We start from the raw sequence: 15398 nt of genomic DNA on the forward strand, positions 1-15398 counted from the left end.
GGAACCGCCCGGCCGCGGAAAGCCCGCACTGTGACGCAATCGCCGTACTGACCGCCCGTCAGGCACCCTTCATCCGCCCGACTTGTAACTCGTCGTGGCCTTTTCGAAGACCTCGGTCACCTTCGCCTGCTCGTCCTCCGGGCCGGTGACCATGACCACGTGGTAGCTGCCGCCGAGCGCGACGACGAAATTGCGGGCGAAGACGTTGCGGCCCGTCCCGTCGATCCACGTGTAGCGGCCCGTGGCGCGCAGTTGCTGGCCGACCTTGGTGGTCTTGACGTCGCCGACGGTGGACCAGGTGGAGGTGCGGTAGGGCGTCAGCTCCTGCTCCTTGTCCTTCTGGTACGCCGCCGGGTCCGGATTGCCCTCGACCTTGTCCCGGCCGGGGACCACGGTCAACGTGAACTGACCGCCGGTGTAGCGCACCTGGCCCGCCTCGTTGATGCCGCGGCGCTCCCAGCCCTCCGGCACCACGATCTCGAAGTGCTCCGGGTCCTGCTGGGTGGTGTAGCCGGCCGGGGCGGGCGCGGCCGGAGCCGTCGCGGTGGGGGGCGGGGTGGTCGTCTGGGGCGCCGGCTTGGACTCGGGGGTCGCGGTGGGGACCTGCGACGGGCTCTGCCGGGGCGGGGTCTGCGCGGTTCCGCCCGGACCCTCGGGGGCGGCGGACCGCGGCATGAACAGCAGCGCGTACGCCACGGCCCCGGCGAGCAGGACGAGGATGCCGAGGAGCAGGGTCCGGCCGAGGGCGCGCGGCCGCCGGGGGGCTGAGGGATTGCGGTGCCGCCCGTGCAGGTCGCCGCGACGGCGTACGACGGGCAGCCGCGCGGGGTCCGGATCGGGCATCGGGAGCATGGCGAAGCCCGCGTCGGGCTCGGGGGCGGACCGTACGAGCGAGCGCAGCCAGCCGCGGAGCTCCTCGAAGTCCGGGCGCTCGGTGGGGTCCTGACGCAGCAGCGATTCGACGACGGGGCGGAGCGCGCCGCACTCCTCGGCGAAGGCGGGGGGCTCGGCGCAGACCATCTCGACGAGCTCGGCGACGGACTCCTCGGGGTACGGGGCGTGCCCCTGCACGGCCCGGTACAGCAGCGCGCCGAGCGCCCAGAGGTCGGTGGCGGGGCCGACGGGGGCCGCCAGCTGCCAGGGGCCGGTCACGGGGCGGGCCTGCTCGGGCGCCCACCGCTCGGTGACCGCGCCGACGACCGCCATCCGCGTCTGGCGCGCCCGCTCGGCGTCCAGGCCGCTGCGCGGACCGGCCCAGCCCGTCCCGCTTCCCGCGCCTGCCTGCGGGGGTGGCGGGGTCGGGGCGGCCGGCGCCCTGTCCGGGGCCTCGGCCTGACGGTAGCCCTGCGGCAGCGCGAGCTGGGCGGGCAGCACGGGGGGCTGCGGCGGCGCCTGCGCTGCCCGAGCCGCCTCCCCTGCCGGTGCCGACTGCGCGTCGGAGTCCCGGGCGGGCTCCGGCTCGGGAGGGGTGAGCGCCGGGCGGCGGGGGGTCGCGCCGTGCCAGGGCGCGCCGGTGCCGGTCTGCGGGCCGCCGTACGGGTACGCGTACTCCTGAGGGACGGTCGACCCCTGCGGCCTGGGCTCGGGCACGACGACGGGGTCGGCCCCGCGCTGCTCGCCGACCTTGGCGGCGGCCGCCCGTGCCCCGGCCCGGTACGCGGCGATGGCCCCGGCCCGCGCGGCCGCCTTGAGCTCGGGCCGGTCCTCGGGGCGCCCGGGGGTGATGTGATCGGTGTACCGCGGCCCGGTGTCGTACCCGGGAGCCACCAGCGGCGCGTACCCGGCCTCGGGGGCGCGGGGCCGGCCCCCGGGACCGGGTCCGCGGCCGGCGTCGAGCTGTCCCTCCGGGGGGCCCGGGGGATCCGTGCCGCCAGCCCCGCCGGCCGGGGCCTGGGACGGGGCCGCGCCCCATCCCGCGTCGGTTCCGGACGCGTCCGCGACCGGGACGGGGTCGTAGCCGCACAGGGCCTCCTCCGCCGCGCCCGCCGCCAGGCCGGTCAGCACGACCCGCCCGTCGTCGCAGACCAGCACCGTCCGTACGGTGATGTTGCGGTGGGTCCAGCCGTGCGCGTGCAGCGCCCGCAGGGCGGTCAGGACGTCCGAGGCCACTTCCGCCGCCCGGTAGGGGCTCAGCGGTTCATCGGCGATCAGCGCCGCCAGCGGCCTGGCCGGGACCAGTTCGCTCACTATCCACAGCGACCCGCCCTCGGCGAACACGTCGAAGACCTGGTCGAGCCGGGGGTGGTCGGGAACGGCGGCCGCGGCCTGCGCCGCCTCGATCGCACGCCGCACGGCCGGCAGATCGCCCGGTGCGCGGTGCCCGGCCGCCGGGACGGCACGGCGGCCGTCCAGCAGCTCGGCGTCCACGACCTCCGGCAACGGAACCTGCCGGACCAGGACTTCCTGGCCGCTGCGGGTGTCGAAGGCCCGGGTCTCCACCAGCTCGTACTCGTCCGTCGGCGGCAGCGGCAGACGGTAGCGGTGGGCCAGGATCCGGCCCGCGTAGTCCTCCACATCGCCTCCCCCGAGTGCTGGGGGCGCCCCCGCGGCCCCGCTGACACGATACGTCTCCGGGGCCGCCCGCGTCCCGAGGTCAGCCGAGCGGCTGGAAGGTCTCGAAGGCGGTGGTGCGCATCTGGGAGCACTCGGGGCCGTCCCACTGGTCCGCGGCGCAGCTGATCATGATGGCGTAGCCGTGCGTCGCGTCCACCTTGAAGCCCCGGTTGAGCACCCGGACCCGGACGCCGCTCTGCTCCCGCTCGAACTCCCAGTCGGCGACGGTGGGGTAGTTCCGGTAGCTCGTCGGGTTGATCCCGATCAGCCGGTACCCCTTGCTGCTGCCCGCCACGGCGGGCGCCAACTGGGCCCAGGCCAGCCGCGCGTCGTCGCCCGGGCTCGAGTTGTAGTCGACCTGGATCCGCGGGAAGCCGCCGTCACGGCTGTATATCCCGCCGGAGTTCTCGCCCGCTATGCCCGTCTGACGGAAGCCCTGGGGCATCGCCATCGAGAAGTGGAACCCGGGGTCCGTCACCATGGCGTACCCCGCCGGGAGTCCGCCGCCCCCGCCGCCGGGCTGTGCGCCCTGCCCCTGGCCTTGGCCCTGGCCCTGGCCCTGGGCAGTGCCCGGGGTCTGCTGGCCCTGGCCGCCGGGGGTGGCGTTGCCGTTCCCCGTCCCGCCGCCCGGCTCACCGGACTTGGCCGGGGGCTGGGGGCTCTGCGCGGCGCCGCCCGACGGGCTCGCGGACGCGGAGGGGTTGCCCTTGCCGCCCTTGCCCTCGTCCTTGCGGCCGTCGGCGTCGTCGCCGCCGACGGCGTAGGCGATGAGCGAGCCGACCGCCGCGAGCACCACGACCACGGCGGCTATCGCGAGGGCGATGGTGCGGCGGGGCATGACGTCGGTGAGCGGGGCCGCCACGGGGGCGGCCTTCCTGGCCGGGGGCTTGGGAGCGGAACCGGGCTTGTCCGCCGGCGCCTCGGCAGCCGTGGCGGCGGACGCGGCCGATGCGGCGGCCGCTGCCTTGCGCGCCGACTTCAGGGCGGCGCGGGCGCGTTCGCGCTGCTCGCGCTCCTTGCGTTCGCGCTCCTTCTTCGCCGCCTTCTCGGCCGCCTTCTCCGCGGCGGCCTTCTCGGCGGCCGCCTTGGCGTCCGCGAGCGCTATCTGGCGGGTCTCCTCGGCGGCCGGAGTCGGCACCGGGACGGGCGCGGGGTCGGGGGCGTTGATGACCGCGGTCAGCATCGCCCGCGCGCGGACGTCGTCCAGGCGCTGTGCCGGGTCCTTGGCGAGCAGACCGTAGATGACGTCGGTCAGCGGGCCGGCGTTCTTGGGCGGGTCCACCGGCTCGGTCATCACCGCGGTGAGGGTGGCGAGGGCGGAGCCCTTGTCGTACGGGGGCACGCCCTCGACGGCGGCGTACAGCAGGCCGCCGAGCGACCACATGTCGGCGGGCGGGCCGGGCTTGTAACCGCGGGCACGCTCGGGGGAGATGTAGGAGGGGGCGCCGACGAGCATGCCGGTGGAGGTGACGGAGGGGTCGCCCTCGACCTGCGCGATGCCGAAATCGGTGAGGACGACGCGGCCGTTGGCGGCGATGAGCACGTTGGACGGCTTCACGTCACGGTGCAGGATGCCCTGGCCGTGCGCGGCGCGCAGCACGTCGAGCACGGCGAGGCCGACCTCGGCGGCGCGGCGCGGGGTGAGGGCGCCGTTCTCCCGGATGAACTCGGCGAGGGAGGGGCCCTCGATGAGCTCCATGACGATCCACGGGCGGGCGTCCTCGTCGACCACGTCGTAGACGGTGACCGCTCCACCGCTGCGGATCCGGGCGATGGCCTTGGCCTCGCGGAGGGTACGGGTGATGAGGCGTCGCTTCTCGTCCTCGTCGACGCCGCTGCCGAACCGGAGCTCCTTGACGGCGACCGTCCGGCCGAGGGTCTCGTCCTGGGCGCGCCAGACGGTACCCATGCCGCCCTTGCCGAGCACGGCGCCCAGCCGGTACCGGCCCGCGAGCAGCCGGCCCTTGTCCTGGCCGCCTCCGGCGGACTTGGCGGCCTCGGCCCTGGCCTTGACCTCGGCGGCCACCGCATCCGCCTTCTCCACCACGGGGTTGACGGGCTTCGCCGCCTCGGCCTTGCCGCCTCCGGCCTTCGCGTCCTCGGCCCGCGCCTCGTCCAGCCCGGGCTTCACACCGTCAGGCCCGACCTTGACCACCTTGGGCTTCGCATCGTCAGGCTCAGCCTTGGCCGCCTTGGCCCCCGCAGGCTTCGCACCCTCAGGATCGGCCTTGGCCAAACTCGGCTTCGCGCCCTCAGAGCCGGCCTTGGCCAGACTCGGCTTCGCGCCCTCAGGCCCGGCCTCGGTCCCCGCAGGCTTCGCATCCTCAGGCTCTGCGCCGGCCCGGGGCTTCGTGTCCTCGGGCGCGGCCGCAGCCGCCGACTCGGCGCCCCCGGACTCGGACTCCGCCTGCGCCGCAGGCTTCGCACCTTCGGCGGGCGCCGCCTCGGCTGACGCAGCCGGAGCCGCAGCCCCCACGTCTTCGGGCTTGGCCGCAGGCGCCTCGTGCTCCGGCTTCGACATGCGTCCCCTCTGCGATCGTGCCGCTGCTCCGCCTGCCCCGGCGACCGGCCAACCCGGCGGCCGAGCGACCCGGCGTCCGGGGTCCGCGTAACCCGCCCCGGCAGAACCTTCATTGTTCCTCACTCCGCAACGGACGGGCGCCCCGGGTCCGCGGTTCCCCCCTCCGCATCCCGGAGTTACAACGGAACGATGTCGGGCGCCCCCAGCCGCGCCGCGTCCGCCGTCTGGTCGTCCGGCTGGCGCTGCGACTCCCGCTCCGCCTGGACCCGCTTCTCGTAGTGCTCCACTTCCTTCTCGATCTGCTGTTTGTCCCACCCCAGCACCGGCGCCATCAACTCCGCGCACTCGCGCGCCGACCGCGTCCCCCGGTCGAAGGTCTCGATCGAGATCCGCGTCCGCCGCGTGAGCACGTCGTCCAGGTGCCGGGCCCCTTCGTGCGAGGCGGCGTACACGATCTCCGCCCGCAGGTAGTCCTCCGCCCCCGCCACCGGCTCGCGCAGCCCCGGATCGGCGGCGATCAGGTCCAGCAGCTCCTCCGTGAGCGAGCCGTACCGGTTCAACAGGTGCTCCACCCGCACCACGTGAAGCCCCGTCCGGGCCGCCATCCTCGCCCGCCCGTTCCACAGCGCCCGGTAGCCCTCCGCGCCCACCAGCGGCACGTCCTCCGTCACGCATTCGGCCACCCGCTGGTCCAGCCCGTGCACCGCCTCGTCGACCGCGTCCTTCGCCATGACCCGGTACGTCGTGTACTTGCCGCCCGCCACCACCACGAGCCCCGGCACCGGGTGCGCCACCGTGTGCTCGCGCGACAGCTTGCTCGTCGCGTCCGACTCGCCGGCCAGCAGCGGCCGCAGGCCCGCGTACACGCCCTGGACGTCGTCCCGCGTCAAAGGCACCGCCAGGACCGAGTTCACGTGCTCCAGCAGGTAGTCGATGTCCGCGCTCGAGGCCGCCGGGTGCGCCTTGTCCAGGTCCCAGTCGGTGTCCGTGGTTCCCACGATCCAGTGCCGCCCCCACGGGATGACGAACAGCACGGATTTCTCGGTCCGCAGGATCAGCCCGGTGCTCGAGTGGATCCTGTCCTTCGGCACGACGAGGTGGATGCCCTTCGACGCCCGTACGTGGAACTGCCCGCGCTCCCCGATCAGCGCCTGGGTGTCGTCCGTCCACACCCCGGTCGCGTTCACGATCTGCTTCGCGCGGATCTCGTACTCCCCGGCACCTCCCCGCCGCCCGCTCTCCACATCCCGGACCCGCGCGCCGACCACCCGTTCGCCCTCGCGCAGGAAACCCACCACCCTCGCCCGGTTGGCGCAGTGCGTCCCGTACGCGGAGGCCGTCCGCACCAGCGTGGCCACGTACCGCGCGTCGTCCATCTGGGCGTCGTAGTACTGCAGGGCGCCCACCAGCGCGTCCTTGCGCAGCGCCGGGGCCACCCGCAGCGCGCGCTTGCGCGAGAGGTGGCGGTGCACCGGCAGTCCCCGGCCGTGCCCGCTGGAGACCGACATCGCGTCGTACAGCGCCACGCCCGAGCCCGCGTACCACCGCTCCCAGCCCTTGTGCTGCAAGGGGTAGAGGAACGGCACCGGCTTCACCAGGTGAGGCGCGAGGCGCTCCAGGAGCAGCCCGCGCTCCTTCAGCGCCTCCCGCACCAGGGCGAAGTCGAGCATTTCCAGGTACCGCAGGCCGCCGTGGATGAGCTTGCTCGACCTGCTGGAGGTGCCCGACGCCCAGTCGCGCGCCTCCACCAGGCCCGTGGACAGGCCTCTGGTCGCCGCGTCGAGCGCGGTGCCGGCACCCACCACGCCCGCGCCCACGACCAGTACGTCCAGCTCCCGCTCGGCCATCCGGGCGAGGGCCTCGGCGCGCTGCGCCGGTCCCAGTGTCGCTGTCCTCACGGCTGCCTCCCGTTGGTGCGGGGGTTGCCCGCGTCGTGCGGGTGATCCCGCTCACATCCCCGCTTCATGATTCTGACCGTCCGGACCCACATCAGCCACCGCCTGTGGACAACACAACGGCGACCACCACCCCAGAATGCGACATATCTGTCATATATACGCCTAGTCTGACATTGCGCCAGCTTCCTCCGGGGTTTCCCCGTCCACAGGGCTTGCGCGCGCATCCCCCTCATGTCAGGGAAGGGACGGCACCCCCATGCCCGCAGACCTCGCCGTCATCGGACTCGGCCATCTCGGCCTCCCCCTCGCCCAGGCGGCCGTCGCCGCAGGGATCGAGACGGTCGGCTACGACAGCGGTCCGGTCACGGACTCCACCCTCACCGCCGCCGAGATCCGCCGCATGTCGGCGGCCGGCTTCCGGGTCACCACCAACCCCGCCGAGCTCGGCCGGGTCCGTACGGCCGTCATCTGCGCCCCCACCCAGCTCGGCGCCGACCGTGCACTGGACCTGTCCGCCATCGGGGAGGCCGGCCGCGCCCTCGCCGCCCGGCTGCGCCCGCACACCACCGTGATCCTCGAATCCGCCGTCCACCCCGGCGTCACCGAGGACTACCTGCGCCCGGTCCTCGAGGAGGGCTCCGGGCTCCGGGCCGGCCGGGACTTCCACCTGGCCTACTCCCCCAGCCGCCTCGACCCCGGCAACCGCACGCACGGCATCTCCAACACCCCCAAGGTGATCGGCGGCCTCACCCCCGCCTGTACGGAGTCCGCGCACGCCTTCTACGCCCGCCTCACCGAGAAGGTGGTCCGCGCCCGCGGCCTGCGCGAGGCCGAGACCGTACAGCTGCTGGAGACCAACTACCGGCACGTCAACATCGCCCTCATGAACGAGATGGCGGTGCTCTGCCACGACCTCGGCGTCGACCTGTGGGACGTCATCCGCTGCGCCGAGACCAAGCCGTACGGCTTCCAGGCGTTCCGTCCCGGCCCGGGGGTCGGCGGCCACGGCGTCCCCCTCGACCCCAACTACCTCCCCCACACCACCCGCACCCCCGGCCACCCCCTGCGCATGGTCGGCCTGGCGCAGGAGATCAACAACCGGATGCCGCACTACGTCATCCAGCGCTCCGCCACCCTGCTGAACGAGCACGGCAAGTCCGCCCGCGGCGCCCGCGTCCTGCTCCTCGGCGTCACCTACAAGCCCGACCTCGCCGACCAGGAGGGCTCCCCGGCGCGCGAGATCGCCAGCCGCCTCCTCGACCTGGGCGCGCTGGTCAGCTACCACGACCCGTACATCACGGGCTGGCGGGTGAGGGACCAGCCGGTCCCCCGGGCCGAATCCCTGTACGAGGCCGCCGCGAACGCGGACCTGACGATCCTGCTCCAGCACCACCGCACCTATGACCTGCAAGGCCTCGCGGTAAAGGCGCAGTTGCTCCTGGACACCCGCGGCGCCAGCCCGGCGGGCGCAGCCCACCGGCTCTGATCCCGGGAAATTCCCCCTCACGGATGCCGCCCGGGCCTGCTAGCCTGCGGCGTCACTTATCTCGCACTTACGCCCTCCGGGCGTTCGCATGCCCGAATCCCTGGGGGGGATTTCCCAATGAGCCAGAACTTCCAGCCGCCGGCGCCCGACTCCTTCACCGAGGCCCCGGCCGCCCCGGCTCCGGCCCGCACCGGCAACTTCGGTCTGGGCATCGTCGCCGCCGTCGTCGCGGCCCTGGTCGCCGCCGGCGCGTACGGCGGCATCATGAACGCCATCGACCGCGAGGTCGGCTACGCCGCGGCCGGTGTCGGCCTGCTCGTCGGCCTCGCGGCCGGCAAGATCGGCGGCCGCAACCCGGTCCTGCCCGTGATCGCCGCCGTCCTCTCGCTCGGCGCCGTCTACCTCGGCCAGCTGTTCTTCATCGCGCTCGTCCTGGCCGACTACGGCAACGTCGGCGTGGGCGAGGTCCTCAGCCAGGCGGGCGTCAGCGGCCTCAACGACGTCTGGAAGGAGAGCATGGACGCCATGTCCTTCGTCTTCCTCGCGATCGGCGGCTTCGTCGCCTTCGGCTCGGCCAAGAAGGTCAGCGACTGACCCCGCAGCGCCGCGTACGCCGGAGGGCCGGCACCCCGCTCGGGGGTGCCGGCCCTCCGGCATTGCGTACGGCAGCGCTGACCGGCACCGATCGGCGCCGGTCAGCGGTGTCAGCGGCTGTGCTGCGAGTCCGCGACCGTGACCTCGACCCGCTGGAACTCCTTGAGCTCGCTGTAACCGGTGGTGGCCATCGAGCGGCGCAGCGCGCCGAAGATGTTCATCGAGCCGTCCGGGGTGTGCGACGGGCCGGTGAGGATCTCCTCGGTGGTGCCGACCGTGCCCAGGTCCACCTTCTTGCCGCGCGGCACGTCCTCGTGGACGGCCTCCATGCCCCAGTGGTTGCCCTTGCCCGGCGCGTCCGTGGCGCGGGCCAGCGGGGACCCCATCATCACGGCGTCGGCGCCGCAGGCGACGGCCTTCGGGATGTCGCCCGACCAGCCCACGCCGCCGTCGGCGATGACGTGCACGTAGCGGCCGCCGGACTCGTCCATGTAGTCGCGGCGGGCCGCGGCCACGTCCGCGACGGCGGTCGCCATCGGGACCTGGATGCCGAGCACGTTGCGCGTGGTGTGCGCGGCGCCGCCGCCGAAGCCCACCAGGACGCCCGCGGCGCCGGTGCGCATCAGGTGCAGGGCCGCGGTGTAGGTGGCGCAGCCGCCCACGATGACCGGGACGTCGAGCTCGTAGATGAACTGCTTGAGGTTCAGCGGCTCGGCGGCGCCGGAGACGTGCTCCGCGGAGACGGTGGTGCCGCGGATCACGAAGATGTCCACGCCCGCGTCCACGACGGCCTTGGAGAACTCGGCGGTGCGCTGCGGGGACAGCGCGGCGGCGGTGACGACGCCCGAGTCGCGCACCTCCTTGATGCGCTGCCGGATCAGGTCGGCCTGGATGGGGGCGGAGTAGATCTCCTGGAGGCGGCGGGTCGCGGCCTGCTCGTCCAGCTCCGTGATCTCGTCGAGCAGCGGCTGCGGGTCCTCGTACCGGGTCCACAGGCCTTCGAGGTTCAGCACGCCGAGGCCGCCGAGCTCGCCGATGCGGATCGCGGTCTGGGGGGAGACGACCGAGTCCATGGGGGCGGCCAGGAAGGGGAGCTCGAAGCGGTACGCGTCGATCTGCCAGGCGATCGAGACCTCCTTCGGGTCCCGGGTACGCCGGCTCGGGACGATGGCGATGTCGTCGAACGCGTACGCCCTGCGGCCGCGCTTGCCGCGCCCGATCTCGATCTCAGTCACGTGTGGTGGCCTTTCCTCTGGGTCTGCCCGTCCAGTATCCCCGAACCCCGGGGGCCCGCGTTCCGGTGACCGCTGTACGGACGGGTGCGCGGGCACGGCGAAGGGGGCGGGCCCGGCCGGACCCGCCCCCTCACCTCACGCTCTTCAGCCCTTGCGGGAGTAGTTCGGCGCTTCCACCGTCATCTGGATGTCGTGCGGGTGGCTCTCCTTGAGGCCCGCCGAGGTGATCCGGACGAAGCGGCCGCGGTCCTGCAGCTCGGGGACCGTGCGGCCGCCGACGTAGAACATCGACTGGCGCAGGCCGCCGACGAGCTGGTGCACGACTGCGGAGAGCGGACCGCGGTAGGGCACCTGGCCCTCGATGCCCTCGGGGATGAGCTTGTCGTCGCCGCCCACGCCCTCCTGGAAGTAGCGGTCCTTGGAGAAGGACTTGCGGTCGCCGCGGGACTGCATGGCGCCGAGCGAGCCCATGCCACGGTAGGACTTGAACTGCTTGCCGTTGATGAAGAGCAGCTCGCCCGGGGACTCCTCACAGCCCGCGAGCAGCGAGCCGAGCATCACCGTGTCGGCGCCCGCGACCAGGGCCTTCGCGATGTCGCCGGAGTACTGGAGGCCGCCGTCGCCGATGACCGGGACGCCCGCGGCCTTCGCGGCGAGCGAGGCCTCGTAGATCGCGGTGACCTGCGGGACGCCGATGCCGGCCACGACGCGGGTGGTGCAGATGGAGCCGGGGCCGACGCCGACCTTGATGCCGTCGCAGCCGGCGTCGATCAGCGCCTGGGCGCCGTCGCGGGTGGCGACGTTGCCGCCGATGACGTCGACGGAGGAGTTCGACTTGATCTTGGCGACCATGTCGCCGACCAGGCGGGAGTGGCCGTGGGCGGTGTCGACGACGATGAAGTCGGCGCCCGCCTCGATCAGCGCCTGGGCGCGGTCGTACGCGTCACCGGCGACGCCGACGGCAGCGCCGACCAGCAGGCGGCCGTCCTTGTCCTTGGCGGCGTTCGGGTACTTCTCGGCCTTGACGAAGTCCTTGACCGTGATGAGGCCCTTGAGGATGCCCGCGTCGTCGACCAGCGGAAGCTTCTCGATCTTGTGGCGGCGCAGCAGCTCCATGGCGTCGACGCCGGAGATGCCGACCTTGCCCGTGACCAGCGGCATCGGGGTCATGACCTCGCGCACCTGGCGGCTGCGGTCCGACTCGAAGGCCATGTCGCGGTTGGTGACGATGCCGAGGAGCTTGCCCGCCGCGTCGGTGACCGGGACGCCGGAGATGCGGAACTTCGCGCACAGCTCGTCGGCCTCGCGCAGGGTCGCGTCCGGGTGCACCGTGATCGGGTCGGTGACCATGCCGGACTCGGAGCGCTTGACCAGGTCGACCTGGTTGGCCTGGTCGGCGATGGAGAGGTTGCGGTGCAGTACGCCGACGCCGCCCTGGCGGGCCATCGCGATGGCCATGCGGGCCTCGGTGACCTTGTCCATGGCGGCGGACAGCAGCGGAACGTTCACCCGGACGTTGCGCGAGATGAGGGAGGAGGTGTCGATCTCGTCCGGGGCCATGTCCGACGCGCCCGGCAGCAGCAGCACGTCGTCGTAGGTCAGTCCGAGCGTGGCGAATTTGTCGGGCACTCCGTCGGCAGTCATGACACCTTCCCAAATGGTCTTGCTCAGCGCGGATGTCCATGCTAACGGGATCCCGCAGCGTCTCATTCCACGAGCAAGGCCGATCGAAAGTTTCGTCGCTTCCTACGACGATCCGCCGGAGGGTTCCTACTGCTCGGCGAGGGCGCGCAGCCGGCTGAGGGCGCGGTGCTGGGCCACCCGCACGGCTCCCGGCGACATCCCGAGCATCTGCCCGGTCTCCTCGGCGGTCAGCCCGACGGCCACCCGCAGGACGAGGAGCTCGCGCTGGTTCTCCGGCAGGTTGGCCAGGAGCTTCTTGGCCCAGGCCGCGTCGCTGCTGAGCAGCGCCCGCTCCTCGGGGCCGAGCGAGTCGTCGGGGCGCTCCGGCATCTCGTCGGACGGGACCGCCGTGCTGCCGGGGTGCCTCATGGCGGCCCGCTGCAGGTCGGCGACCTTGTGCGCGGCGATGGCGAAGACGAAGGCCTCGAAGGGCCGCCCGGTGTCCCGGTAGCGCGGCAGGGCCATCAGGACGGCGACGCAGACCTCCTGCGCCAGGTCCTCCACGAAGTGGCGGGCGTCACCCGGGAGCCGCGAGAGCCGGGTGCGGCAGTAGCGGATCGCGAGCGGGTGAACGAAGGCGAGCAGGTCGTGCGTGGCCTGCTCGTCGCCCTCCACCGCCCTGCGTACGAGCGCGCTGACGGCCCCGGCACTGCCGCCTTTGGCGGCGCCGGTCGGGCCTGTGGCCGCGGGGGACCCCAGGGCCTCGTCGTCGCGCATCAATCCATGGTGCCTTGGCGCCGGAGGTTCCGCGGCACCACGGCCGGTTTCGTGCGTCGAAGCGTTATGAGCGGGTGCGCCGGAACTCATGGTCTGCACCCTCCCCTCCCGCTCGGCCGAATGGTCCCCGAGGACGAGGACCCCACATTTCCAAGAATGCGGCACACCCTCAAGGATGCGGCATCGCGCACGAAGCGACACGTCCCCCGGATTGTGCCCCGCCAATCCCCGGGTGCGCACCGGGTACGACGGGGCTCACGGTCGTCGGACCGGGCCGTGACCCGTGGGTCAGCGGACCAGGCCCCAGCGGAAGCCGAGCGCGACGGCGTGCGCCCGGTCCGAGGCGCCGAGCTTCTTGAACAGCCTGCGGGCGTGCGTCTTGACCGTGTCCTCGGAGAGGAAGAGCTCGCGCCCGATCTCCGCGTTGGACCGGCCGTGGCTCATGCCCTCCAGCACCTGGATCTCGCGCGCGGTGAGCGTGGGCGCGGCGCCCATCTCGGCCGAGCGGAGCCGGCGCGGGGCCAGCCGCCAGGTCGGGTCGGCGAGCGCCTGGGTGACCGTGGCCCGCAGTTCGGCGCGCGAGGCGTCCTTGTGCAGGTAGCCCCGGGCTCCGGCGGCGACCGCGAGGGCCACGCCGTCCAGGTCCTCGGCGACCGTGAGCATGATGATGCGGGCGCCGGGGTCGGCCGAGAGCAGCCGGCGCACCGTCTCCACACCGCCCAGCCCGGGCATCCGTACATCCATCAGAATGAGGTCGGAGCGGTCGGCACCCCAGCGGCGGAGGACTTCCTCGCCGTTGGCAGCCGTCGTCACACGCTCGACGCCGGGCACGGTGGCAACCGCGCGACGGAGCGCCTCTCGGGCAAGCGGGGAGTCGTCGCAGACGAGGACGGATGTCATGACCGCCCTCCGCAGCTGCTGATGCGCGTCACCTTGAGCCTCCAGGCTGGTACGTATCGTCACCTGTGCGGTCGATGTCCCCGGACACCTGTCCGAGAACTTATGGGTTCAACCGCCTTCGCACTCTCAACGATGGTCACTCGAAAGAGTTACGGGTCGGACGGACACCTTCGCAACTCTACGTGAGGAAGCGAACACGACACGGACGCCACAAGGCAACTGTCCTCCATGTGGAGCTATGCCCTATTTGGCGGCTTTCCTTCCGTTTGGCACATGTCTGAGGCTAGATTCCCAATGAGTCATATTTACATCTACTACGACAGTAGGTGTGGAGACATGGACCCTATCCGCCTCAGTACCGGCACCAAGAGGACTACCCATGGCAGATTTCTCCCGCCTCCCCGGCCCGAACGCCGACCTCTGGGACTGGCAGCTCCTCGCTGCCTGCCGCGGGGTCGACAGCTCCCTCTTCTTCCACCCGGAAGGTGAGCGGGGCGCGGCCAGGAGCGCGCGCGAGGCCTCGGCTAAAGAGGTCTGCATGCGATGCCCGGTCCGCGCGGAATGTGCCGCGCACGCGCTCGCCGTCCGCGAGCCCTACGGAGTGTGGGGAGGCCTCACGGAGGACGAGCGAGAGGAACTGATGGGCCGCGCGCGCCACCGCCTGATCCCGGCGTCCAGTGCGATCGGACCGATCCCGCCCCACTGATCCGGAGAACACACGCCCGAAGGAACGTTTCTGCGATTCCTGTGGGTTCACTCGACCCGCCACGGCCACCGGGCGTGTCGCAGCCCGGGGCGAAACGTCACGCGTTCGGCCGTACGTACCCGCCAGACACGGAGGGTCAGCGCGTGGCGGCCCGCTCCAGCTCGGCCAGCGTCGCGGCCACGGCCGGCACCCGGGCCAGGTCGGGCAGGGTCAGCGCCACGACCTCCCGCTCCACGGCCGGCTCCACGGCCACCGTGCTGACGCCCTTGGCCCGTACGGACTCCACGGCGAGCTGTGGCAGCACCGCGACGCCCAGCCCCGCGCCCACCAGGCCGACGACCGCCGGGTAGTCGTCGGTCGCGAAGTCGATCCGCGGGGTGAAGCCCGCGCTCTCGCACACCTCCACCAGATGGCGGCGGCAGCGCGGACAGCCCGCGATCCACGGTTCGTCGGCGAGCTCCGCCATGCCCACGCGTTCGGCCCCGGCCAGCCGGTGGCCCTCGGGAACCAGCCCGACGAGGCGGTCGGTCAGCAGCGGGCGCACCACCAGGTCCTCCCATTCCGCCGCCGATCCGGCCGCCCCGCCGTAGCGGAAGGCCAGCGCGAGGTCGCCCTCCCCCTCGCGCAGCATCTCCACCGAGCGCGGCGGTTCGGCCTCGACCAGGGAGATCCGGGTCCCCGGGTGCTCGGCGCGCATCGCCGCGAGCGCGGTCGGCACCAGGGTGGAACTGCCGCTGGGGAAGGACACCAGCCGGACCCGGCCCGCGCGCAGCCCGGCGATGGCCGCCACCTCTTCCTCGGCGGCGGTCAGCCCGGACAGGATGCCCGAGGCATGCCGGACCAGGGCGGCGCCGGCCTGGGTCAGCCGCATCTCGCGGCCGGTGCGGATGAGCAGCGGAGTGCCGGCCGACTGCTCCAGCGCCTTCATCTGCTGCGAGACGGCGGGCTGGGTGCAGCCGAGCTCGCGGGCGGCGGCGGAGAAGGACCCCGTCCCGGCGACGGCGCGCAGTACCCGGAGATGACGTGCCTCGATCATTTCTCGAGCATAAGCCCCGCTTTGGCCGCTGCGCGAATACCCCCGTGACGCTTTGGGGTCGCTCGGCTA

At 72.9% G+C, this 15398-nt stretch carries 11 protein-coding genes; 3 read left to right on the top strand and 8 right to left on the bottom strand.

Annotated elements, in window-relative coordinates; translation table 11 throughout:
* Positions 1-69: 69 nt before the first annotated feature.
* The 3 genes from AB0D44_RS01760 to AB0D44_RS01770 all read right to left on the bottom strand — a co-directional run bounded on the left by AB0D44_RS01760 (position 70) and on the right by AB0D44_RS01770 (position 6972).
* A complete protein-coding gene (locus tag AB0D44_RS01760) occupies positions 70-2514 on the bottom strand; it encodes a serine/threonine protein kinase (protein WP_362582906.1) in 2445 nt (814 codons plus the stop codon).
* A 79-nt stretch (positions 2515-2593) separates the two neighbouring features.
* Positions 2594-5074, bottom strand: coding sequence for a protein kinase (locus tag AB0D44_RS01765; protein ID WP_362582909.1), 2481 nt, complete (start codon positions 5072-5074; stop codon positions 2594-2596).
* 176 nt (positions 5075-5250) lie between these two features.
* Positions 5251-6972, bottom strand: coding sequence for a glycerol-3-phosphate dehydrogenase/oxidase (locus tag AB0D44_RS01770; RefSeq protein WP_362582911.1), 1722 nt, complete (start codon positions 6970-6972; stop codon positions 5251-5253).
* Positions 6973-7228: 256 nt separating this feature from the next.
* On the opposite strand from AB0D44_RS01770, the gene AB0D44_RS01775 reads away from it, so the two are divergent.
* Both AB0D44_RS01775 and AB0D44_RS01780 read left to right on the top strand, forming a co-directional pair.
* The gene (locus tag AB0D44_RS01775; RefSeq protein ID WP_362582914.1) at positions 7229-8458 is read left to right on the top strand and encodes a nucleotide sugar dehydrogenase; all 1230 of its coding nucleotides are present in this window, start codon (positions 7229-7231) and stop codon (positions 8456-8458) included.
* A 117-nt stretch (positions 8459-8575) separates the two neighbouring features.
* Positions 8576-9052, top strand: a complete 477-nt coding sequence (locus tag AB0D44_RS01780) for a hypothetical protein (protein ID WP_362582917.1) — start codon at positions 8576-8578, stop codon at positions 9050-9052.
* A 110-nt stretch (positions 9053-9162) separates the two neighbouring features.
* Here AB0D44_RS01780 and AB0D44_RS01785 read toward each other — a convergent pair whose 3' ends face one another.
* The 4 genes from AB0D44_RS01785 to AB0D44_RS01800 all read right to left on the bottom strand — a co-directional run bounded on the left by AB0D44_RS01785 (position 9163) and on the right by AB0D44_RS01800 (position 13587).
* Entirely contained in the window at positions 9163-10287 is a 1125-nt protein-coding gene (locus tag AB0D44_RS01785) for a GuaB3 family IMP dehydrogenase-related protein (protein ID WP_362582920.1), read from the bottom strand.
* 144 nt (positions 10288-10431) lie between these two features.
* A complete protein-coding gene (gene guaB / locus AB0D44_RS01790) occupies positions 10432-11931 on the bottom strand; it encodes an IMP dehydrogenase (protein WP_362582923.1) in 1500 nt (499 codons plus the stop codon).
* Positions 11932-12057: 126 nt separating this feature from the next.
* A complete protein-coding gene (locus AB0D44_RS01795) occupies positions 12058-12687 on the bottom strand; it encodes a sigma-70 family RNA polymerase sigma factor (RefSeq protein ID WP_266574431.1) in 630 nt (209 codons plus the stop codon).
* A gap of 288 nt (positions 12688-12975) precedes the next feature.
* Entirely contained in the window at positions 12976-13587 is a 612-nt protein-coding gene (locus AB0D44_RS01800; RefSeq protein ID WP_003948568.1) for a response regulator transcription factor, read from the bottom strand.
* A 379-nt stretch (positions 13588-13966) separates the two neighbouring features.
* On the opposite strand from AB0D44_RS01800, the gene AB0D44_RS01805 reads away from it, so the two are divergent.
* Positions 13967-14293, top strand: coding sequence for a WhiB family transcriptional regulator (locus tag AB0D44_RS01805; protein ID WP_362582926.1), 327 nt, complete (start codon positions 13967-13969; stop codon positions 14291-14293).
* Between the two features lie 136 nt (positions 14294-14429).
* Here AB0D44_RS01805 and AB0D44_RS01810 read toward each other — a convergent pair whose 3' ends face one another.
* Positions 14430-15329, bottom strand: a complete 900-nt coding sequence (locus tag AB0D44_RS01810) for a LysR family transcriptional regulator (RefSeq protein ID WP_362582929.1) — start codon at positions 15327-15329, stop codon at positions 14430-14432.
* Between the last annotated feature and the right edge of the window lie 69 nt (positions 15330-15398).

Origin of the sequence: Streptomyces sp. NPDC048349 (genome assembly GCF_040651925.1) — a bacterium.
Lineage (GTDB): Bacteria > Actinomycetota > Actinomycetes > Streptomycetales > Streptomycetaceae > Streptomyces.